The 22491-nt window shown below is 68.7% G+C and carries 13 protein-coding genes; 4 read left to right on the top strand and 9 right to left on the bottom strand.

The features are described from left to right. The first annotated feature begins 340 nt into the window (after positions 1-340). The 4 genes from H504_RS0126330 to H504_RS39055 all read left to right on the top strand — a co-directional run bounded on the left by H504_RS0126330 (position 341) and on the right by H504_RS39055 (position 3139). On the top strand, positions 341-751 hold the full coding sequence (locus H504_RS0126330) for a cellulose binding domain-containing protein (RefSeq protein WP_245614465.1): 411 nt from the start codon (positions 341-343) through the stop codon (positions 749-751). After that, on the top strand, positions 702-1631 hold the full coding sequence (locus tag H504_RS0126325) for an ankyrin repeat domain-containing protein (RefSeq protein WP_026425212.1): 930 nt from the start codon (positions 702-704) through the stop codon (positions 1629-1631). The genes H504_RS0126330 and H504_RS0126325 overlap by 50 nt, the downstream gene beginning before the upstream one ends. Before the next feature lie 465 nt (positions 1632-2096). Further along, entirely contained in the window at positions 2097-2258 is a 162-nt protein-coding gene (locus tag H504_RS43890) for a hypothetical protein (protein ID WP_342668801.1), read from the top strand. A gap of 401 nt (positions 2259-2659) precedes the next feature. After that, positions 2660-3139: an MFS transporter gene (locus H504_RS39055; RefSeq protein WP_026425211.1), complete on the top strand. Its 480-nt coding sequence runs from the start codon at positions 2660-2662 to the stop codon at positions 3137-3139. Positions 3140-3155: 16 nt separating this feature from the next. On the opposite strand, the gene dpdD is transcribed toward H504_RS39055, so the two are convergent. The 9 genes from dpdD to H504_RS0126270 all read right to left on the bottom strand — a co-directional run bounded on the left by dpdD (position 3156) and on the right by H504_RS0126270 (position 22387). Continuing rightward, complete coding sequence (dpdD, locus tag H504_RS37115; protein WP_035306264.1) at positions 3156-5303, bottom strand: protein DpdD; 2148 nt, start codon at positions 5301-5303, stop codon at positions 3156-3158. Then, positions 5300-5830, bottom strand: a complete 531-nt coding sequence (gene dpdK, locus H504_RS37110; RefSeq protein ID WP_051386287.1) for a phospholipase D-like domain-containing protein DpdK — start codon at positions 5828-5830, stop codon at positions 5300-5302. Before dpdK ends, dpdD begins: the two co-directional genes overlap by 4 nt. Further along, the gene (dpdJ, locus tag H504_RS0126300) at positions 5827-10236 is read right to left on the bottom strand and encodes a protein DpdJ (protein WP_026425210.1); all 4410 of its coding nucleotides are present in this window, start codon (positions 10234-10236) and stop codon (positions 5827-5829) included. The genes dpdK and dpdJ overlap by 4 nt, the downstream gene beginning before the upstream one ends. Next, a complete protein-coding gene (locus H504_RS0126295) occupies positions 10229-10939 on the bottom strand; it encodes a hypothetical protein (protein ID WP_035306261.1) in 711 nt (236 codons plus the stop codon). The genes dpdJ and H504_RS0126295 overlap by 8 nt, the downstream gene beginning before the upstream one ends. After that, entirely contained in the window at positions 10932-14054 is a 3123-nt protein-coding gene (locus H504_RS37105) for an ATP-binding protein (protein WP_035306258.1), read from the bottom strand. The genes H504_RS0126295 and H504_RS37105 overlap by 8 nt, the downstream gene beginning before the upstream one ends. Then, entirely contained in the window at positions 14051-14923 is an 873-nt protein-coding gene (locus H504_RS0126285; protein ID WP_026425208.1) for a hypothetical protein, read from the bottom strand. The genes H504_RS37105 and H504_RS0126285 overlap by 4 nt, the downstream gene beginning before the upstream one ends. Before the next feature lie 6 nt (positions 14924-14929). Further along, positions 14930-17482 carry a protein DpdF gene (gene dpdF, locus H504_RS39050; RefSeq protein WP_157440647.1) on the bottom strand — a complete coding sequence of 851 codons (2553 nt, stop codon included), beginning with the start codon at positions 17480-17482 and terminating at the stop codon, positions 14930-14932. Further along, positions 17479-20610 (bottom strand): protein DpdE, encoded by a 3132-nt coding sequence (gene dpdE, locus H504_RS0126275; RefSeq protein WP_084468237.1) that lies wholly within the window; start codon positions 20608-20610, stop codon positions 17479-17481. Before dpdE ends, dpdF begins: the two co-directional genes overlap by 4 nt. Before the next feature lie 283 nt (positions 20611-20893). Further along, complete coding sequence (locus H504_RS0126270; protein ID WP_245614464.1) at positions 20894-22387, bottom strand: amidase; 1494 nt, start codon at positions 22385-22387, stop codon at positions 20894-20896. Between the last annotated feature and the right edge of the window lie 104 nt (positions 22388-22491).

Genomic DNA, 22491 nt, shown 5'->3' with positions numbered 1-22491 from the left:
GCGAGCGCGAGCTTCCACCGCAAACCCTAGGGCACCTGGTCATCCCAGGAGGCGAAACCGAACCGCGATTGCCGCCAACCACTCAACCGGCGTACCCCGATGACGGTGGTCGGACCAGCCTCCGGCACGTGTTCGGCGGAGCGTTGACCGGCAGATGGTGGTATGACTCGATGATCGAGTGAATGAGCGAACACGGTGCGCGGTGATCGACCGGGCCAGTGGGGCAGTGCGACGCCGGTTCCTCCGGATGGCGCAGCTCGCACCGTACTGGGAAAAGGGTCCTGGCCTCGGCGGTCCTCGGCACACTGACCGTAGTGGTCTAGGCCACTTGCTGTCGCGGGTGCTCGCTACCGGTTCGACCGCCCTGACCAGTTGGAAGATCGAGTTCGACCTGCCCGCGGGCACCACCCCCGGGTCCTACTGGGACGCCACGATGATCAGCAGCGGCAACCACTACACGTTCAGCAACCGCGAGTACAACGGCGCCGTGGCCGCGGGCGGCTCGGTGACCTTCGGGTTCCTGGTCACCGGATCCGAGGTACCGCAGTACTGCAAGATCAACGGCCACCGCTGCGACACATCGCCGACCTCCACCCTCGGGTCTTCAACTGAGCCGGACCCCGGTCGCGCTCCGGGAATTGTCGGTGGGCCATGGCACCATCGGCTGTCTACCGACGTAGAGCGCGTGACCAGGGGGAACGATGGTCGAGAACTCGGCCTGGGAACAGATCGGCTGGGCGGATTGGGGTGACCTCGGGAAGGTGCGAGCAGTGTTGGCGGCGGGCGCCGACCCGAACGCCGGTGGCGGCTGGCGGGGCAGCCCGCTGCACATGGCCGCCGAGGACGGTTCTCCGGAAGTGGTCGCCGAACTCCTGCGCGTGGTTGACGACGTGGACCCCTTGTCAGCGGGCGTGACCCCACTGTGGCCGGCTCTGTTCGCCCGCCGCTTCGACAACGCCCGGTTCTTGGTGGCCGCTGGTGCCGATACCGACCGCCACGTGATGGCGGGCTGGACACCGAACCGGATCATGGCTCTGGCACGGGACCCGTTACCCCGGGATGTGCTGTCCGCCGCGGAGGTCGAGGCCGTGGTCGAGAGCAGGCGCCTGATCGCCGCCCTGGGCGATCTCGGGTACGTCGAGGGTCTGGGGCTGTGCTGCGCGCGGGGTGTCGATGTCGCCGAGGCCGTGCGCAGGCTCGACGCCGAACCGGTCGACGGGCCGCCCGCCGATCCGTGGTCGGACCTGAGCGGCAGCCTGCTGTTCGTCGGCCTCACCGACGTCCCCGGTGGCTGCGTCGTTGCCCAGCCCTGGGGATTTCAACCGAACACGCCCGGGGTCTCGCGGCGGCTGTCGCGGGGCACGCGGTGCTATTCGCTCTACGCCAACCCCAAGAGCGGCAACCAGGGCAGCCTGGTCGTGGACGGCGAGGTCGTGGGCTGGGACCTGCACCCCGGCGGCGACCCGTCCGCCGGGGACTCATCGAGGGAGGTCCTGCTCGCCTATCTCTACCAGCGCAACGCTATCGGCTATTGCTGCGCTCACGCGGACCTCCAGCCGGTGGACGGCCGCGCGATCACCGGTGAGCCGGACGTCTGGGTGCGCTTACCGGATGTCGACTACTGGTCCTGAGACCGCGAAGCCTGCCGTGGGTGCGGGGGTGCCTGGGGGATCCCCGCACCCACGGCGTCCCTACCCGAGCGGCTGCGGGGTCCGCGATGTCGAGGTGCTGCGGGCGCTGGCCCACCCGCTGCGCTCCGCCCTGTTGAGCTACCTGAGTCGGTGGTCCGTGCACCGCCAGCGAGTGCGCAGCGGCGTCGAACTGCAGTTGGCACCTGCGGCAGCTCGGCAAGTGGGGCCTGGTCGAGCCGGTGGCGGGCGCGACGGGCGGGAGCGGCTGTGGCAGGCAGGCCACCCAGGTCGGCCTGGAGTTGGGTGAACTCGACCGCGACCTGGCGGTCCAGGCCGCCCAGTTGGGGGTGTTCGGCGTGCCCATCGGCAACGGCCTCGCGCTGACCCAGCGATTCGTCGACTCGGTGAACGAGGTCGACCCGCACTGGCTGCGCGCGGCCCAGCTCAAACCACTGCTCGCTGCGGGTGACCCCGGCCGAACTGACCGCGCTGAGCGAGGACATCGAAGCGCTGGTTCGACCATTCGTGTCGACCATCCGCGAAGACGCTCCCGCCGACGCCCGCCTGGTGCACGCGTCCTGGTGCGGATTCCTCCACATCGAGGCAGACGGGAATCCCGGCTCGTGAAAGACCTGATGCGACAACGTCGGTTCGTCCGGCTGTGGTTGGCGGGCCTGTTCGAGGAACCGCCGAGTGGATGGTCCAGGTCGCCCTGCCCGTCTACATCTACTAGAGCACCGGTTCCGCCGGGTCGACCGCATTGGCCATGGTCGCGGGCATGCTCCCGATGATACTGCTCAGTCCACTCACCGGCGCCCTCGCCGAACGCTTCGACTGCGGCCGTGTCCTGTTCGTCGTGTGCGTGGGCCAGGCCGCTGTTCTGGTCCCACTGCCGACTTCCGCGATTCCGTTGTCGTCGTCGCGGTCTTGGTCGGTCAAGCCGCGGCCGGTGCCATCTTTGAACCCGTTCGCAGCGCCTTGGTTCCCGCCGTCGTCCCACCGCTCGACTCGCCGCCGCCAACGGCTTGATGGGCTTCAACAGCAGCGCCGCCCGACTCGTGGGCAGCGCCCTCGACGGCCTGGTCCTCGGCGTCTTCGGCCTCGCCTGGGTGATCACTGCCGATCGCGCCCTCACCGTCGCTGCGGCACTGCTGTTTGCCTCCATGCCCACCGCCGCCACCCGCACCACCACCCACCGCTGGCTCGACGGCGTCACCGAACTCACCCGAGGTCGACTCCGGGCAGTCAGCGCAATCCTCGTCCTGATCGCCCTGGCGCAAGGCATGTTCCTGGTTCTGTTCATCGTCTTCGTCACCGGCCCCCTCGGCGAAGGCGAAACCGAAGTCGGCCTCCTGCGCGGCGTCCAAGCCATCGGCGGCCTCATCGCGGGCCTCACCACGGCCACCCTTACCCGCCGCCTGACCCCGGCCCGCCTCCTCGCCGCGGGCTGCACCGCCCTGCTCGGCCTGCGCAAGTTCCCGACGCAGAAAGCGCTCGTCTTGACCTGAGTGTTCGCCAAATAGGTCAGACGTGTTGGGACAATGCACTTTCCAGCACGCGGATGTAGGCGGAGACGCCCCGACCCTCGGGGAGGAGTTGCCGGTCACGCGGCAGTATCTCGTCGATCGCGTTGGTCGCGGCGTGGGCGGCGTGCCAGGTGTCGACGATCATGTAGTCGGCGCGTCCTGCGAGCGCACGCAGTATCGGTGTGGACACCTTGTCGCTGTTGCCGGTGACGGTGACCGACTTGGGAACCTGCATCCGCTGGAGGCGATCCCGGAACTGGTCGACGGCGTCGGGTCGCAGGGTATAGATGCCGATCTCACTGTTGGCCAGGGTCGACCAGGCTGTGTCGGGTTCCGTGGTCGGCGCGGTAGCCGACACGACAGGCAGGCCTGCGTGCTCGGCCTGGTGGTTGACCGCGGTGCGCTGCCGCAGGCTCAACCGGTCGACGGGCATGTCCCGGATCCGGCCGAGTACCGCGCTGATCACGCTGATCATCGTCCCGGGACTCGGACTCGGATTGGCCACCAACAGGTCCACCAGATCGATGCCCCAATCGACCGCGATGGGGGCGGCGATCAGCGTCCACAAGGTGCTCGCACCCTCGATCGCGCTCTCGTAGCGGTCGGCGGTCGGGCCAGTTGCCAGGATGCTGTCCAGTAGGCCGAGGTAGGCGTGGCGAACGGGGCCGCTGATGTTCTCCTGGTTCTTCAGGATCTCCAGCACGCATTCGCTGAACTGTGCCAGGTGCGGTCTCGAGGTCGTGCGGGCGGCGGCGAGGCAGAGCAGGTCGAGCGACGCGATCACTTGGTCGGCGTTGGCCACGATCGACGCGTGGAGCAGGTCTTCGGCCGCTTGGTCCGCCTCGTCCGCGGTGAGGGTCTCCAGATCGGGCCAGTCCTCGTGGCTCGCGCGCAAGATGCGTTCGGCGTCCGGCCACGGTCCCGCACCCACGCGGTGCAGCCAACTGGCCCAGTCCGAGCAGGTCGAGTCAACGAGCGCGCGCAGGTCTTCGATGTCCCGCCTGTTGCCGCGGGTCAACTGTGGCAACAGGTTCGAAGCGTGAAAGCCCTCCACCGCCGCGAGTACGGCAGGTGCGTACTCGCGGTCCTCCATCCTCAGGAGTGCGTCCACAGCCAACATCGTCGTGCCGGGTTCTGGGTGTTCGATGTAGCGCTGGACCACTGCGGTGAACTGACCTTGGCTGTGCAGTTCGTACAGACCCACGGCAGGTGGCGAGGTGGGCGCCGGAGTCTCGCGTCGATCCAACAGCCGCTGGAGGTCGTCGCGTTCGCTCGGGCCCGCCGCGTCGAGGATGCGGGTCAGGCGTTGTTCGTCGCCCGCGTTGGCGGCCGCGATGGCGGCGACCTTCCGGCCGGGCTCCGTGCCGGGGACGTCCAGCGACCCGATGACAGCCCCGAACAACGAGGTCAGATCGGCCTCGTCCGCGATCTCGGACAGCGGTCGGTCGACACCGATGTTAGCGATGTCGATCTGCCAGATCATCTCCAGCAGGAGTTCGTTGATGGCGCGCGGCCTGCGGGTGATCAGCAGTTCGTTGAAGTAGTGCAGTCGCCGCAGTTCCGCCCAGCGGCCGAGGCGGCCGTGCAGTTCCACCTCGAGGAACCGCAGGTTCTCCAGGCTCAACTGCCCGCTGAGTTGCAGGTCATGCAGTGCGTTGTTCGCCTCGGTCGAGTTCTGCTGTGCCAGGGCGAACCGGAAGTCACGCAGCCGGTACAGGTGGGGAACCAGGGTGGGCCGCGGGCGGGCGTCCTTCGAGGCGATGGTCGACACGGCGATTCGGATCCGGTCCACCATCTTCTGGTGGTCGGCGACCCGTTTCACGTAGGAGAGGTGGGCGACCCCGGCGGTTTCGAGGTCTCGGTCGACCTGCTGCAGCTTGCTCAGCCGCATGCTGGTCAGCGCCGCGGTCGTCGGCCCGAGAAAGGCGTCCAGCACCTCCCGGCCGCGGCGTTGCCCTTCGAGATCCGCCGACAGCAGGTAGAAGCCCTGGGGATTGCGCTTGTTGAGCGGGATGACCACCCACTCACCGGGCGCCCCGGTGAGCTTGCGCAGTTGCTCGTCGATCAGCACCTCGAAGGTGTCCTGGAAGGCTCGGTAGACGGCGAGATCGCCGACGCACCGGCGTAGCCCGGTCGCCTTGATCACCGCAGGCCCCCGAACCTGTGGTCGGCGTCCATCCTGGCCTGGGCGACGTAAGCCGGGTCGGTCTTCAACTCCACGTCCTCCTGCAGGAAGTGAATGCCGTTGTAGGTGATGTTCATACTCCCGACCAGCGCGTAGTTGTCGCCGGTCACCGCCTTGGCGTGCAGTTTGCGGTCCGGGTCGACGACGATCCGCACCCGGTCGACGACATCGAGGTCGTTCGCCAAGTCGCGCAGCCGGTGCAGGAAGGCCTCATTGCGCCTGTCGGACGTCGTGGCCACGATCACCTTGGCGCCGTTGGCGGCGAGGACCGCGACGATCTCGGCGAGTCGGACTGGACGGTGCCCGAATCGGGACAGCACCGGGTAGGTGCCCGCGGAGTTGTCGATCAGGTCGACGTTGGTGATCCACGGCGACACCAGCCACAGGTGTCGGCTGGGCCGCACGAGTTCGGCGGTGAATAGGCTGACCAGCAGGTTGAACACCTCAACCGAACTCTGCGCGTGCGACTTGCGGATGACCCGGTTCACAGCGCCTCCCGCAGCAGCACGCGGACCTCGACGATGTTGGTGCTCTCCCGCAGCCCGACCGTCACCGGGTGTGCCAGCAGCGCACCCACCTCGATCGGCTGGACTTGCAGGTCCAGCAGCACGGTGCGGAGCAGATCGCGTGCCGACTGCCGCACCGCCACCACGATCTCGCCCGCGTCGATCAGCGCCGCGTGCACCGCCGCGCGGATCTTCTCGTCCCAAGTGGACACTTGGATGGTGCTGGGGCTCAACCGGACGTGCGAGCGGACCAAGGACGGTGCGATCTCCGGCACGGTCCCGTACAACGACGACGGCGAACCGGAAGCGGCGCCCCACGGCCACAACACGTTGCTCACCGCCCTGGCCCGACGTGGCTCCTCGGTGTCCGCGCCCAGGTGCAAGAGGTCGTCGGCGCTCTTGTCGGTGGCGACGAGCACTCCGAGCGTTCTGGGGTCGATCGCCAACTCCGCGGCCTCGGCGGCCTGGTCGCGCAGATCCAGCCAGTCCCGGAGCTTGCCTACCAGGTTGGGGTGCGCGCCGGGGCCCGCCACGCGAGTGCTCAACGTGACTCGGGCGGGACCGTCGAGGGAGATGTCACTGTCCTTGGCGGCCCGTTCGACGTTGGCCACGGCGGCTGTCACGGCTTCGTGCCCGGATCGCCACGCGTCGCGGAGTTCGTCGAGCGCGGCGGTCACCCCGGTCGACGGAGCCCGCAACAGGGCGGTCAGTTGCTCGTCCACGGTCTCCAACGCGCTTGGCAGCATGGCATCCTCCAGCGCCCGGCTGAACGCGCTCGGGTCTCGTGCCAGTTCCCGCTGGAACGCCTCGATCTGGCCGGTACCGCCTGGCGAACGTTCCGAGAGCCAGAACCGGTCGTCGTGCTCGGGGTCCAAGTCGACCACGACCTCATCGGGGTCGATGCCGGGGCATCGGGCCGACAGCGCGTTCAACACGAAGTGGGCAGCGGTCACCGTGTAGGTCTCGCGCCACCAGGCGAGCCATTTCGGCGAGCGGTCTGGGGCGAAGACCTCGCCTGCCACCTCGCGTACCGCCGCGACGACGTCGTGGTCGGTGAGCCATTCGCGCCACGCCCGGGCCTTGGCGGCGTCGTCGTGCCCGTTGCCGACGATACCCAGGGTCTGGGCGGCCGAGACCAGGGCGGTCGACCAGTCCGCGCCTTCGCGCAGCCCCGGACCCCCGACCTGGGCGTGGACGATCGCCGCGATGAGGATCTGGGCGAGCAGGTCGCGGTCGAAGACGGACATCGTCTCCGGGAGCTCGGCCTCGACCAGCACCATGTACCGGAGCCTGCCGGTTCGTTCGACGCGCGTCGGTTCACCGGGTTCGGCGGGGACCTCGACAACCGCTTCCAGGGCATCGCAGTGCAGGTCGACACCGAGCGCGGCGGGTACCCAATCGGTGGCGCCACCGACCCCGAACTCCAGGTGGACGGGCTCCGCGGCCGGGTTCCACAAGGTACCGCGGGCGGTTCGGGCGTACCGAATGGTCCGCACACCACCCCCTTGGACGTGCAGGTGGGCGGTCAGGCCACTGAGCAACCGCTCGGCGCCGCGGTCCAGGCTGACCTGGTTGCCGGAGCCGAGTTTGCTCACGTGGAACTCCCACGCGGGGATCATCGACGACGCGTCCTTGACGCCGTTGTCCACGGCTTCGAGTGTCGCGCTGACCGGCGAGTGGACGTCGACCGCCAGGTCGCCCACGGTTACCCGGTCGACGAACCGAGCGTTGTAGACGTCCTTGATGTCGACCCGACGCGCGGGCTCGCCTGGGGCGATGGCAGGCAGCGGGATCCAGTGCCGCTTGTTGTCGAAGTACACCCCGAAGTGCCTGCTGACGTTGCCGGGGCAGAACTCGCGCAGGGCGCGCAGCGCGGGCAGGTGCTGGATCTCGGACTTCCCGCGACGCCCCGGCACGGTGAACTCCACGTCGGGCACCAGCAGGTCGTCGAACAGGTTGCCGGGAACGAAGTCGCGCAGCGGCGTCCGGGTCTGCAGCCCGTTGTCCATGCCCACGGGTTCACCCCGCCAGTTGTCCTCCAGCCTGCGCAGCATGGTCGGCACCACGGCGAGGAGCAGTGGGCGGGGTGACTCCCACAGCAGGGTGTCCACGAGGGACTCGGCCTGCTCGTCACTGCCCAGACCGAGGGCGCGCTGCAGGTGCCTGCGCAGCAGGACCCGCTTGCCACTGTTCTCGAGGAGTCCGCGCAACTCGGACCGCAGTTGCCGCTGCCGTGCCTCGGCCGCTTCCCGGGCGTTGGTGTTGGTGGGGAACAGTTGCTCGGCGGAACCGGACAGGTCGGTCCAGGTGGACTCCCGGCCCTTGTACCGCAGTGACAAGGCGAGCCAGTCCAGCAGCGCGTACACCGCCTGGATCCGCAGCACGTACAGGTTCTCCACCGGGATGGTGCGGGGCGGCAACTCGGGATCGAACATGGCGTCGTACGCGTCCCACGCCTGCCGGTCGCGACCCCAGTCGCTCAACACGACCACGGTCCACGGCCGGGTCTGCACACTCCGACCCGCGCGCCCCTTCCGCTGCAGGAACTGCGCCGCGTCGTGCGGGGCCTTGTGCTGGATCACCGCGCCGACCTGGTCGTCGTCGAAGCCGACCTCCAGGGTCGCGGTGGCAACCACCACTTGCGCCTCGGCGGCCACTCCGCGGTCCTGCGAACTGGTCCGCCCGACCTTCAGCGCTTGGTCGTCGTCGATCTTGTGGCCAAGGTGCTCGGCCAGCCACCACAACTGGCCTGCCTGGTCGCGCAGGTCCGGCGGTTCCTGGTGTTCTGCCTTCAGTTCGCCTTGCCCGGTTGACCGCAGGTGCGCCAGCGACCTGGGTCGCCGCTTGGACAGAGCCGTTCCCTCTGCGTCACACAAGTCCCAGTACAGCCGGTTCGTGCTGTCGAGCTTGTCGGTGAACACGAACACCTTGGTGCCGAACACGCCGTTGGACGACAGGGGCGGGTCGATGGGGTTGTTCTGCGGGGCGTCCAAGCCGCGCGTCAGCGCCATGGCCGTCTGGATGCTCAGTGACAGCGGGCCGGTGCTGGAATGCGGGTTGTGCCGCAACGCGACCAGGTACTCGGCACCGGTTACCTCCATTTCGTCCGGCCGCGGGCTCACCGAGTCCACCGCAGACGACTTCAGGTTGACCAGGCGCGCGAGGAACGGCTCCGGCTCTCGCAGCGTCGCCGAGAGTCCCACCCAGACGAGATCGCGGTTCAGCCGGTGCTTGAGCCTGCGGAACAGCATCGCGTTCTGCGCCCCGGTGGGTCCCTCGTAGGTGTGCACCTCGTCCAGCAGAACTGTGGCGAGAGTGGGACCCCTTTTCGCCCCTGGCGGTGCCACGACACCGAAGGCGACCAGGTTTCCCGGTGCCGACAGTTGCCGGTTGAGTGACTCCGTCGTGGTCAACATGATGTGCGCGGGCTGTCGTTGTGCGCTGTCGCGGGTCAGCCGCAGAACGCTTCCGTCGACGCGAGCGCCACAGCCCGTCTGGACGCATTCCAACCGTTCACGGACGGGCTTGGCCGACATGTCCGACGCACGCCAGACGAGGTCGCCGTTGCACCGCAGGCAGCGCAGGTACGGGCAGAGGTAGTCCTTCCCCCTCAGGTCCCACACGTGTTTGACACTGCGGGCGTCCACGGGAGTGGGTCCGAACCACGTCGCCACGCTGAGCGTCGGGCCTGCGCCCGCGCGTGCTGCGGTTTCCAGGTACCGCAGCAGAGCCCGTAGTTGGTCTTTCAGCAGTTCGTTGCGCGGGTACAGGGCCAAGGCGAGTGTGCCAGGCTCACCTTGCTTGGCCGCTTGGTCCGCGAGCCAGGCCAACAGCGGGAGGTAGAAGGCCAGTGTCTTGCCGCTACCGGTGCCCGCGGTCACGATCACACCGGATGAATCGCGGCCGCTCAACGCCTTGAGGACGGTCTCGGTGCTGCGCTGCTGAAACCCCGAGATGTGCGGAGGCGCGATCGCTCGTACCACCGCTTCGCCGTTGCCCTCCAGGTAGCGGTACGCGCCGGTCAGTGCCCGTTCCGCGGGCAGGTCCCGCTTTGGCCGCCGCCGCGGCCGGTGCAGGTATCGGTGGTCGAGCACCAGGGACTTGCCCTCGGTGACCCGCGTGTTGCCGAACGCCTGCCGCAGGGTTGCCAACAACCGCATCGTCTCCGCACTGCGGGTGCGGTACCCCTGGTTCGGTGTCCGAACAACCAGGGCCTTGTCCACCAACCGCTGGAGCACGCCTGGATCGGCATTCGTCCGGTCGAGGACGTCCTGGATCTCGTCGGCGGTCCACTCGGCGCCGACCGCTCCCCAGGCCAGTAGTTCCGCCTCGTGCAACTCCAGGCGGCTCAACGCCTCCAGGTCTCGGCGGAGTTGGTTGTCAGCCACGAGTGTGCCCCCGTCCCTTGGTCGTGGCCTGTCCACCGACAACGACGCGGAACTCGCCCACGACGCCGTTCGTCAGGAGCCAGGACATCACCTCCGGGGTCAGCGCGGACAGTTCCGCGCCCTCCTGGGTGGCGGCGTCGACGAACTCCTGGACGTCGGCGGGCAAGAGGTCCGCCAGTCGGTCAAGTGCTTCGGCCGCGGCAGTCACCGTCGCCATCGCCTGCTCGTCCGGCAACGCCAAGCGCACCTTGTTCAGGGCGCCCAGAGCGCTGTCGACTTCCGCTGCGACCTCGGTGAGCCCCGGCGCCGACCCCAACACCTTGACGAGGTCCCGGAGCCCGGACTTCCCACCCTTGATGACCCGGTCCACGTAGGTGCGCCAGGCCAACCTGAGGTCGGCCTCGAGCGCGGTGATGGTCTTGTCGAGCGCGGCCTCCGCAGCGTTCCACGGGCGCGTGTCGAGGGACTTGCGCGCGGTAGCCACCTTCCCGAAGGTCTCCGCGGGTGGACTCGCGCCCGGCCACCACCGGCTCGCTCCCACTTCGGCCGCGGCGGCCAGCGGAGCCAGCTTGCCCAGCATCTTGGTCACGGTGGTGTCGACCTCGTGCAGGTGGTTCATCCGGTTCTGCCTGACCTTGTCGTCGCTTGCCCGCTCGACGGTTCGCGCGGCCTCGGTGAGCCAGTCCGGCAGGCGGCTAGCCATCGAGCGCACCCGCCTCCGAACCGAACCGCGCCAGTAGTCCGGTCAACTCGTCCAGTTTGCCCTGCACTCGCTGTTCCAGCCGTTCCATGTCGTCGGACTCCGGGGTGTTGCGCCTGCACTCCTCTTCGGTGCGCAGCACCGCGTCGTGGACCACCGCCATCGCGCCCGCAGCACGAATCGCCGCGCCCGCCCAGGACTGGATGTGCACCGCGTTGTCGGTCTGGTCGGAACCGTCCGATGGCCGCCACGTCAACGGCAAGTCGTCCGGGGTGGACTGGAGGACGTCGACCGATTCCAAGAACGCGTTGCGGCCCTCCGCGGGCCGGAACAGACCGCTGGTGAGCGCCTGCCTGGCCAGTTCCTGCGCAGGTCCCACGACCAACCGGGGCTTGGCTCCCTGGAGGGTGTCGGTCAACACGCCCTGGGCTTCGGTGACCGAGTCCACGAGCGCGGCGCCTGCCCGCCTGATGGCGGTGAGCATCTCCTTCGCGGCTTTCACCAGCCGGGGCTCGACGGTGCGCAAGTTGTTCACCACCTGGTCCAGGAACGCGGACGGGGTTGTCACGGCCTGTCGCAGGCCGATCTCGAGCGTGGCGACGTCGACGAGTTGGGTCGCGCCGGCGCCCTGGCGTGAGCCGGTGAACCCCTCGATGATCTCGCTGATCGTGTCTTGCCCCAGCACCGACCTGGCCAGGTTCGCGACGTCCGCCCACGCGTTGGCGATGTTGACCGCCACCGGATTCGCGAGCGCCGCGCGCACCGTCCTCAGGTCGCGCGGGTCGGTACCGGTGCAGAGCAGGGCGACGGCGTGGACTCCGAGCGCGGCCCTGGCCAGGTCCTTCACCCGGACCTTGGCCAGGAAGCCGGTGCGGACAGTCTCGGCCCACTCGTCGAGCCGGGTTTCGAGGCTGACCATGAGGTCGAGCGTCGTGTAGCTCGTGGGCCACTCCCAGTCGCCCTGTTCGGGGTCCCAGTGCCCGTGGTCGACGTACCACCTGGCGGCGGCGAGGACCTTGACGTCCTCGGATCGGCGTTCCAGGTCGAAGGTGATGCTGTCCGTTCCGGCTCGCTGGCCGTAGGCGTCCACTCCGAAGTGGAAGGACGTGACCTTGAAGTACCCGCTGAACAGTTCGCTGGTGAGGCCGTCGGTCAGGTTGATCAGGTCCCGGTCGAGGTCCACGCGAGTGAGGACGAGCGTGTACAGCGCGGACCGGTACTTCTTGACGTCACGTTCGGTCAGTTGAGAACCGCTTTCCCACTGGAACAACGGCTGCAGCGGACTCTTCTGCTTGCGTGCCTGGGTCGCCGGAGCGCCGGCCGGAGTCGCGGCCGTTTGAGGTCGTGGAGCGGGCTTGGGAGCGGCGGGTGGATCCGGCTTGGCCGACTTCGTGGACCCTGCGTCGGTACTGTTCGTGCCTGCGAGTCCGAAGGCCGCGAGCACAACCGGGTTCGGACGTTGGACGTCACCCCAGAGCACCGCCGTGCGGAAGTACCGCGCCCCTTCCTCGCCTGCCCTACCGTCGTCCAGGGCCGCTTTGGGCAACTCGTGCTCGTGATCGAACCTGGTGAAGACGCGCTCGTGCGGGAAGGTGCCGCGACCGAGGTGGGCGTGCGTCTCCACCAGGGTCTCGGACACGCACACGTCGATGTCGCTTCGAGGCGTGCGAGGCTTGTCCGGCGTCGTGGGCCGGTCCAACGCCCGCCGCAGAGCCACCGCGTTGTACGGGTAGAGACCGACTTCGCCCAGACCCTCGATCGCGACGTTGCCGAACCCCGAGTGGCACTGGGCCCGCACGGGGCACGGCGCACCGTCGGGACCGCTGTCGCAGGCGTTCGGCAGCCAGGTGTCGTCGTCCCGATCTGCCCGCCGCCACGCGGCGTCGACCCGGCTGTGGCCCAGGCGCACCAGGTTGAGGTAGCGGGCGATGAACGCGTCGCGTCGCGGCAGCGCCGTGTCGGAAACCGCGAACTGGTGGGTGATCCGGGTATTGACGGTACGCACGATCTTCTTGAACGGGCCATCCGTCACGGCGAAGACCGCTCGTAGGGGGGCCATGTCCGTGCCGGGCTGGGTGGCGAACTGGTCATACAGTTCGCCACTGATGAAGCCGAACTGGGCGAGGTCCTCGAACAGCAGGACCAGTTCCTTGCCCTGGGCGCGGAGGGTCTGGCGGGCCTCTCGGAACAGGTCGTCCAGGGTCTCGCCCTCGCGCGGGTTCAGCCCGATCGCGGTGGCCAGACCGCTCTCGACAGCGCGGTTGAGCACGTCCAGTGCCTGCTGCGGTTCCTGGGAGACCAGGTCCCACAGCTCGGAGAGTTCTTCGTACTTGCTCACCGCGCTGCGAATGCCGGGTACGCCTATCGGGAGGTCGCCGAGCTGGAACCCCGCGTTGTCGCGCCGGGACACCTCGGCGAACAGCGACTTGACGATGTCGTCGAGCGTGCCACCCGGTCGCAACAACGCCTCGTTGATCTTGGTGACCTGCAGCAGGTCGGCCAACCCGTGCCTGCGTTTGTCGTTGTCGTCTGGTTCGCCCAACAGCAAGTTGCGGTCCTGCCGTGCTTCGCGTTCGTCCTCGGTCTCGTCCGGCGCGGCTTCCTCGGCGGGTAGCGTCCAGGTCAGGGCGAAGCGGGTCTCTTCCAACAGCCGGTCGCGCAACTGTGCTTCACTGATCCCACCGATCGCGTTCTCCACCCTGGCCATCAGTTTGTGGCCGCTGTCGGCGGGCAGACCTACGACGATGCTGCGCAGCAGGTCTCGGATCGTCTGGATGGCGCGTGGCACGTACAGGACGTGGCAGTTGTCCAGCTCGGTGGGCAGGTGGGCGTGCACCCAGCGGACGACGTGGCTCTTGCCCGCACCGGACTCCCCGGTCACCGCGATGAGGGTGTTGCGGTTCGCGTCGCCGAACCCGGCCTGCAGCGCCTTGAGCACGTCTCGCTCGGACCCGTCGCCGTCGACGATCTCGGTACCGCGCAGGTGCACCAGGGACATCGGGGTGTGGGCGGCCAGGAACAGCGCGTCGGCCTCGCTGGGCAGCGCTCCGATGTCGGAGTAGACGGTCTCCCGGACCGATTCGGCCGTCCAGCAGCGGAATCCCTCGAATGTCGTCACGCCGCCTCCAGGACCTGGATGTGCCCGACCACGCGGTCGTGTCCGCCCAACCGCACGATGACGCTGGAAGTCGCGTCCGCGGTGCCCACCAGTTTGATCTTCCCGGTGTGGTCGAGTTTGGTCAGCGCGAGCGCGAGCGAGCCGCCGACGTAGGTGGTGTCCGGGGGTTGCGGGAGTTCGGCGACCAGTCGCGGCCCCAACACCGGGATCTGCGTGTGGACCTCGTCGATCCATCGGCGTGCCTCAGCCTCACGCGGTAGCGCGGGCAAGAGGTGGTGCAGCACGCGCGTGCAGTCGGGAGCGAGCATCGACTTCCGGCCGCCCGCGGTCGCGGTGACGAGACCGAGGACCTTGGCCCACCTGGTGAACTGCGGCCACTGCGTACCGTTGCCGATCGCCGCCGCCATCTGGGCGGCTTGCACCACGGGGTCCGCATCGGCCGCGGTTGCCGCGATCCGGTCGTACGGGTCGAGGGAACCCAACCAGGTCAGTCCCATGGCCACGTCCGACGGACGGTTGTCCGAGTCCAGGTCTGCGAGCGCGGTGGACCCGATCGCCTGCAAGACGGCAACGTAGAAGGCAGTTGTCTGACCGGGTGTGTCAACCAGCAAGGCGGCCTCGGCCCTGGGGCCGGGTGACCACACCTCAGTGGAGTCGCCGCCGGCGATCACCATGCCCAGGTACTCGCCGATCTTCAGCGAGGGCAACAGCGAACTGTCCTTCGGGCTGATCTGCTTCACCAGCGCTTCCGGCTGCAGGTCCTGCTGCAGTTGGGCGACAGTCCGCCCTTCCGGCCGTGCACCGAGGTAACGGCAGATGATCAACAGTGCTTGCGCGCTGGCGCGGACATGGGTCTTGAGGAAGTCCACCGGTCTTCACTCTCCGAGAATCTGCAAGGCGGTCAACGCATCGACTGCGCGAAGGTCCCGCACCACGTCCAAGTCCCCGATGTGGGCGTCGGACGGTACCAACAGGATGTCCACGGGTGGTCGCTCCGGATCTCGGGCGCTCAGCCGTTTCCCGCGATTGAGCCACAACGGCGAGATCCGTTTCCCGAGTGGGTAAACCACGAACGCCCCATGTGGGGTCAACGAGAGGGGGGACACGGGGCTCTGGTCGTGGAACAGCACGTCCACCGGGGGAAGTGCACCGACCGGACCGGCCAGGTGCCTGATGCCGCGGCGGACCAGCGACGGGGTGAGCTGGGGTGCGACTGCCACCGGATCGGGAGCGGACAGCAGGACAAGCCCGGGGTCGAGCCGCAGTGCGGAGAGGCCGCCGAGGTCGGGTTCGGGACCGTCGATCGGCCACCTTTGCAGCGGGCGTGGTGCCGGATCGCCAGGTGGTTCCACCTTGTCCCGCCGGCACCGCGGGCACCGACCGCACTTGGCCTCGGGTGCCACCCACCGGGCGGCTGGACCGTGCCGGTCGAGCACCTGCTGGTCGGGCTGGTAGTACCGCGCGATCTCAGCACACGCGGCGACGTGCCCCTCGACCACGCGGCGCACGGCCGTCAGAGACGCATTGGATCGCTTCCACTGGTCTCGTTGCCACGTCTCCCAGTGCTGTCTCCAGTAGTCCAGTTCAGCGAGGTCGGCTCGGATCGGATCAACGGCGACCCAGTCCGTGCGCACGTCGTTGTCCCCGCTCAACGTGAGAACGTCGTCGAAGTGGACCAAATGGTGCTCGATCGCCTCGAGCTCCACCAAGCCTTGCACCAACTGGGCGTTCCACTTGCGGTTGTAGCTGCCTTCCTGGACTGAGCCGGTGCTGCCCTCGAGATCGACGAACTGCTCGTTGCGGAGTGCTCGTCGGTGCGTCCACAGGTCGGTCCACCGTTTCCACGCGGTTTCGGCCGACAGGACCTTCGTGGTGAGGCGCGCGGCCATGTCGGTGTCCTCCGGGGCGGTCAGCAGGAAACCCGCACAGGCGTGACCGTCCCGCCCGCCGCGCCCGAGTTCCTGATACCAACGGTCTACGGTCTCCGGCAAACAAGCGTGCACGATTGTCCGGAGGTGGGCGTAGTCGATACCCAACCCGAACGCTGAGGTGGCCACCACCAGGTCCGTCTGTGCGGGTTCCCCGGGACCGCTGCGCAGGTCGGCCAGTACCTGTGCACGGTTGTCGTTGCTCGTCTTGCCGGTTACAACGGACAGACGGGCGTAACCCGCCGCGCGGAGCCTGGTGGCCCAGTGATCGGCGTCCTCCGGTCGGGTCACGTACAGGATAGCTGGACGGGGGGTGCGGGCGAGGGTTTCCAGGACCCTCTGTGCCCTTTGCTCGGAGGTCGACGACTCCGCGGTCCACACGTCCGGTTCCTGCCGGAGCGCGTTCGCCGCGACAAGCGTCATCGGGTCGGGCTTGGCGAACAGCATGTGCAAGTCGTTCAGTTCGGTGGAGCCCAGCGTGGCGCTCAGCAGCAACGTCACGGGCGGTCGATCAGCCTCGTTCACCTCGGCCAGCAGGTCCCGCCGCAGGGCGGCCAGGGTGCGGAACTCGGGTCGGAAGTCACGGCCCCACTGGGTGACCAGGTGGGCCTCGTCGATCACCAGTCCGCTGAGCCTGCCATTGGCCGCTGCCTGCTTCAGTGTCTCGCTCAACGAGCGCGTCACGGACTCCGGCGAGGTCACCAGGATCCGTTGCCTGCCGTGGACGATCGCGTCGCGGATGCGCCGCCTGGTGTCCGGCGGGGTGTCCGCGGTCCACGCGAACACGAGGTCCTCCCGTTTCACCCGATCGTTCCTGCCCGCGTAGTGGTCACGGAACCGACGTTCGAAGTCGTGGGCCAATGCCACGGTCGGGACCACGATGAGGCAGACGCTCGACGTCCACCGTTCGGCCAGGCACAACGCGACCTGCGTCTTCCCCGATCCCGTCGGGAGCATCGCGGTGATCGTGCTGCCCGGCGGAACCGTCATCACGGCTCGTGCGGCGGCCTGCTGGCCTGGGGTCCGGTAGGAGGTGAATCCGGTGATCTTCTCGAAGAACGGGTCGGCGGGGAGGTCGACCTGGTGGAACCGGACCTGATCGGCGGTTCCGGCGACCGCCGCGCTGTCCGGGCCGCCGCTGACGCCGTCGCCGTTGTCGGCGAGCCAGTCCGGACGCCACGGCACTGCCCGCCATTCATCCGGGTTGACCTCCACCAGGTCGGTTGCCGCCGCTGCCGCGCGGAGCCGGGTGGACAGGACGGCGGCCGTGGCCAGGAGCGCCGACTGCTTGCCCGCCATGCTCCACCGGCGGAGCAGGTGCCGGACCAGGACGGCGAAGTCGAGATCGCTGCCCTCGTGGGTGCGGCACAGGTGTGCCACCCGGGCGTAGAGGTCGTCGGCGAAGGACCCGTGCTCCGCCCCGGGGTCGAGCAACATGGCACGTAGTCGGTCGTCCTCGGCCGGGCCATGGCCGAGGACGGTGGAGTCCCGCGATTTCATGCTCGTGGCCACAGCACAATCCCACCGCAAGCGATGACCGACACCGCTGGATTGGTGACCCCTTGCAGCAGAGCCGCGCCCAACTGTTGATCGCGGACCATGTCGCGACGGGCCCCCTCACGTTCGGCGACGGTCGGCAGTCGGTGCGAGCGAGCCCGTAGCACCCTCAGTCGGGCGTCGACCTCGGAGTCGGCCCGCCGCGCGGCCTCAGCCGGGCGTTCGGTGAGCGCGGGGTGGGTGCTGAGGTGGCGATTGGCCACCTCATAGCCGGTTCTGCACTGCTGAGCCCAATCGGGCAGCGCCCGCAGCACCGCGTCCCAGGCTTGTCCACGCAGGACATGGTCGGCCTCGGTGAAGGGCGCGTCGAGGACGTTGGTGACCAGGTCGGGGTCCGCCACGCCATCGACGCTGGTCCACGTCCGCACGACCTCGGGTGGCAGCAGCGCGTCACCTCGCCTGCGCAGGCGCCTGCGAACCGCGTCGTCCTTCTCGTCGAGGTGCGACGCGTCGAACTCGACCAAGAAGTCGCAGACCAACCAGAGTTCGGGCAGGTCCACCGTGTCGGTCGGGCGCACCATCGCCCTGGTCCGGCCGCGTTCGTCCACACGCAGGTGCTGGTCGAGCCAGTCCACCAGCGGTTCACCGACGCGCAGCGGCGGTGTCCGGCGGGACACCGCGACGTCGCGGGCGTAGGCGCGCGGAGTGCTCAGGAGCGGAATGACCTCCTGGGAGTCTTCCTCGGACAGACCGGGTATCCGGCGTGCCCGTGCCTGTCCCAGCCTGCCCGCGTCGATCTCGAACCGGACCACGCCGTCCGGTCGCCCGTCGACCGGCTTGAGCCAGATCCCACCCCGCGGGGACCGGGTCAGTCTGGCGAAGGCGGCGCGGAGCCCGGCGTCGTCGTTGTCCGCGCTGGCCAACTCCGCCATACCGGCCTCGTCGAAGTCGGTGGCGGTGGTGATCGACTCAAGCTCCTCCAGCAGGTCGACCATCTTCCGTTCTCGGGTGAGGTCGTTCCGCAAGGCGTCCAGGTCGGGTGCGAACGCGGCGCTCCCGAGTTCGACCACCGAGTCGATCACTTCGTTCAGCAGGGCCGCCAGCCTGATCTGCAGCGTGGCGACGGAGTCAGCGAAGATCCCGACACCGTCGCGGAACAGCCTGATCTGGTTGGTCTGCCAGTCGCTGCCCGGCTCGTCGAACACGATGACCTCAGCCGTGCCGCCGCGCTCGGTGAACCGGTCCAACCTGCCGATCCGCTGCTCGAGCCGATTGGCGTCCAGCGGCAAGTCGAGGTTGACCAGGACCTGTGCCCGCTGCAGGTTCCGCCCCTCCTCCAGGGTGAAGTCGCCGACGAGTACTTGCACGTCCTTCGACTCCAGGAACTCCAGCACGGCGTCGTCGCGGTCCGCTTGGTCCATGGTGTCGAGGTGGCCGCGGACCAGATCACCCCACCTGTCGACCGCGGCCGCCAGGAAGTCGGCTGCCACCGCCGTGGAGGTGCCGACCACGACGACCTTGTGCCCATTCCGCATCCGGTCGTCGGTGACCTCGAGCGCGGTCCGCTGCCTTGTCCCGGTGTCCACCAGTGCGAGGCGGGCGGCGGTCGACTCGGCGAGCGCCCGGAACCGGGCCGACGCGCCACCCGGGCGGACCATGCCCAGGTATCTGTCCAGGTGGTGCGCCAGCGTTCGAGGGCCGCCAAGGGCGTGGGTCAGGACGTTCGCATACGCCGGGTTCGCGGCGGGGTCGGTGTGCAGTTCCCGCAGGCGGTCCAGGTAGTCGTCGACGATGTCCCGCGCCGGGTCGGAGATCGTGAGAGTGGTCAGCTGCCGCCCGGCGACCGGGTACTCGAGTGCGGCGTAGCCGCCTCGGCGATGTCGGATCATCCGCCTGCTGATCCGGTAGGTCTCCCGCACGTACTCGGCCAAAGCCCGCCACGGCGCCAGATCGGACTCGTCGGCCGCGTGGCACTCTTGCGCCATCCGGGTGAAGATCTCGTCCGAGCCGTGCAACGATTCCAGGTCGGCCAGCGCGTTGCGGCGTTGGCGAGGTGTGGCTCGGCGCGCGCTGAGCACGCGCACGCTGTTCGCCGAGGACTCACGGTGCGCTATGCGCTTCTCGAATGCGTCGGGGTTGTACGAGGGGAAGGCCACTGGATCGATGAGGTTCAGCAAGCCGAGGAAGGTCGGCAGGTTGCCCCGCATCGGTGTCGCGGACAGCAGGAGCAGTCCGCGCGTGTGCTGCAGCAGGTTCCATGTCCGCGGAGACCGCCCCAGCGGGTCGATCACCTTGTGCGCCTCGTCGATGATCACCAAGCCGTAGCGGGTCAGGTTCGCCTGGTTGGGCAGTTCCTCGTGCGGGGTCACCACGACCCGGCCGCCCTCGAGCGCCGCGCCGAGCGCCAGCCGATCGGTCAACTCCTCTTGCCACTGCTTGACCAGCGTCGAAGGCGTGGACACCAACGCGGTCATCCCGGGATCGTCGAGCAGCAACTGCCGCAGGACGAGACCAGCCTCGATGGTCTTGCCCAGACCGACCTCGTCGGCGAGCAGGTAGCGCAGGACCGGATCACCGAGGACCCGGGCGGCGGTGTCCAGTTGGTGCTGGTAGAGCCGGATGGGTGCGGACAACGCCGCCGACAGACCGCGGGCCGCGCCGCGTTGGCGGACCAGGTGATCCAGGAAGTCCTTGCGGGTGGTGTAGTACTCGGGGGAGTCGCAGAGCCCCTTGGCCAGCGCCTCGACCGGGTCCCGCAGGGGCTTGTCCCACCGCACCATCAGTTGGGCGCCGGGCAGCCGGAGGATCTCGCTCGACCCGGCCGCCCGAACCTGGTACTCGCCGAACCCGGTCGGTGCCACGACCTCGGCGGACACCCAGCCGTAGCGGTTGCCCCGGATCCACACCCGGGTACCAGGGGAGAACTTGGACAGCACCAATCTCTCGACCGGGACGACGACCTCGGTTTCCGCCGCGCCGGGGATATCGGTGTAGACGACCTGGGCGCCGTTGGGGAGTTTCGCTTTGCAGAATCCGAACCCGGTGGTCTCGCCGTCGACTCGGACCCAGTTGCCGACATATCTGGTCGGTGACGAAGATTCCCTCAGCACGCCCGCGCGCCCGCCTGACATGGTGACATCATCCCCATCGTAAACCCCTGACCCGCGGCCCTCGCCGGGGGATCGAAGGGTAACGGGGGACGTGGCACCCGAGTTGGCGGACCGCCTCGTTTCGTTATTCGCCGATCCCTGGCGAGTGACCTTGACGTCGCACGTCACCAGCCGTTCGTTACGGGGGATCGGTCCCGCATTGTGACACTGTGCGTAACCGCGTTTGGCGGGCGACCATTCTGCGGGTCCGAACGTGCGTCAGTGGTTTGGAGAACAACGGACGAATGGGGGGAACGGATATCGACTACGTCGTGGCCAGGAAGCGTGGGGCGTGGCGGATGGGGTTGGCGTGTTCGTAGGCGGCGGCGAGGGTGAGGGTGGTGGCGTCGGACCAGTGGGCTGCGAAGAAGGTGAGGCCGATGGGGAGTTCGCCCGCGTAGCCTGCGGGGACGGTGGTGGCGGGGTAGCCGGCGACGGCGGCGGGGGTGCTGGAGCCGAGGATGTAGGCGTCGCCTGCTTGGTAGTTGGTGGGCCAGGCGGGGCTGTTGGTGGGGGCGATGATGGCGTCGAGGTGGTACTTGGCCAGGGTTTCGTCGATGGAGCGTTGGGCGAGGGAGGTTGCCGTGGCGCGTTGGTCGCGGTAGGTGGGGTCGGTGGGGGAGGGGGCGGTGAGGGCCTGCTCGAAGAGTTCCTGGCCGAACTTGCTGAGCTCGACGGGGTCCTTGCGGTTGAAGTCGACCAGCGCGGCCATGGTTTGCGGGGCCTGCGGGCGGTGGCGCAGGTACGCGGGGAGGTCGCGGGCGATCTCGGTGGTGAGGGCCGGGTACTCGACGGCCTCGATCTGGTCCTGGTAGGGGAGATCGACATCCACCACTGTGGCGCCGTGGTCGGTGAGGAGTGTGACGCTGTCGTCCACGACGCGGTCGACGTCCTTGTCGATGCCGGACAGGCGCCACACGCCGATTCGGGCACCGCGCAGGCCGGTGCGGAAGCGGGCGTAGTTCGACGGTTGGTCGGCGGGGTAGGCGAGTGTGGCCTTGTCGGCGTGGTCGCGGCCCTGGAGGACGGACAGGGTGATGGCCACGTCCTCGACGTTGCGCGCGATGGGGCCCGCCGTGTCCTGTTCGAGCGAGATCGGCACCACCCCGGTGCGGCTGACCAGGCCCAGGCTGGGTTTGTGGCCCACCACGCCGTTCTGCGCCGACGGGCACACGATGGACCCGTCGGTCTCGGTGCCGATGGCGACCTGTGCCAGGCTCGCCGCGACGCCCGCACCCGAGCCGGACGAGGAACCACACGGGTTGCGGTCGAGCACGTAGGGGTTGTTGGTCTGCCCGCCGACCCCGGACCAGCCGGACGTCGAGTGGGTCGAGCGGAAGTTCGCCCACTCGGACAGGTTGGCCTTGCCGAGGATGACCGCCCCCGCGTCGCGCAGCCGGGTCACCAGGGTCGCGTCGGCCGACGGCGGTGGGACCAGCAGGGCGCGTGAGCCCGCGGTGGTGGCCAGGCCGCGGGTGTCGATGTTGTCCTTGAGCAGGACCGGGATGCCGTCCAGCGGCCCGCGGACGTGCCCGGAGCGGCGGCGCTTGTCGCTGGCCCGCGCCTGGTCGAGCGCCGTGTCGTCGACCTTGAGGACCGCGTGCACCTTCGGGTCGACGGTCCGGATCCGGGCCAGGTAGGCCTGGGTGAGCCGCACGGCGCTGAGGTCGCCGTGGTCCATCAGGTGCTGGAGTTGGGGGATCGTCGCCCGGTCCAGGTCCAAGCCCGGGGTCGAGCCGTCCGCCACGGGGGCCGACACTACCAGCGAGGTTGTTGTCGTCAGGACAGTGAGGCCGACAAGGGCCAACAGCCGCTTCGCGCGCACTCGCGTCAGTCAAACGGTGTGCGCGCGGGGCCGTCAAC

The sequence above is a fragment of the Actinokineospora inagensis DSM 44258 genome, assembly GCF_000482865.1.
Lineage (GTDB): Bacteria > Actinomycetota > Actinomycetes > Mycobacteriales > Pseudonocardiaceae > Actinokineospora > Actinokineospora inagensis.
This window is presented reverse-complemented; position numbering and strand designations above follow the sequence as displayed.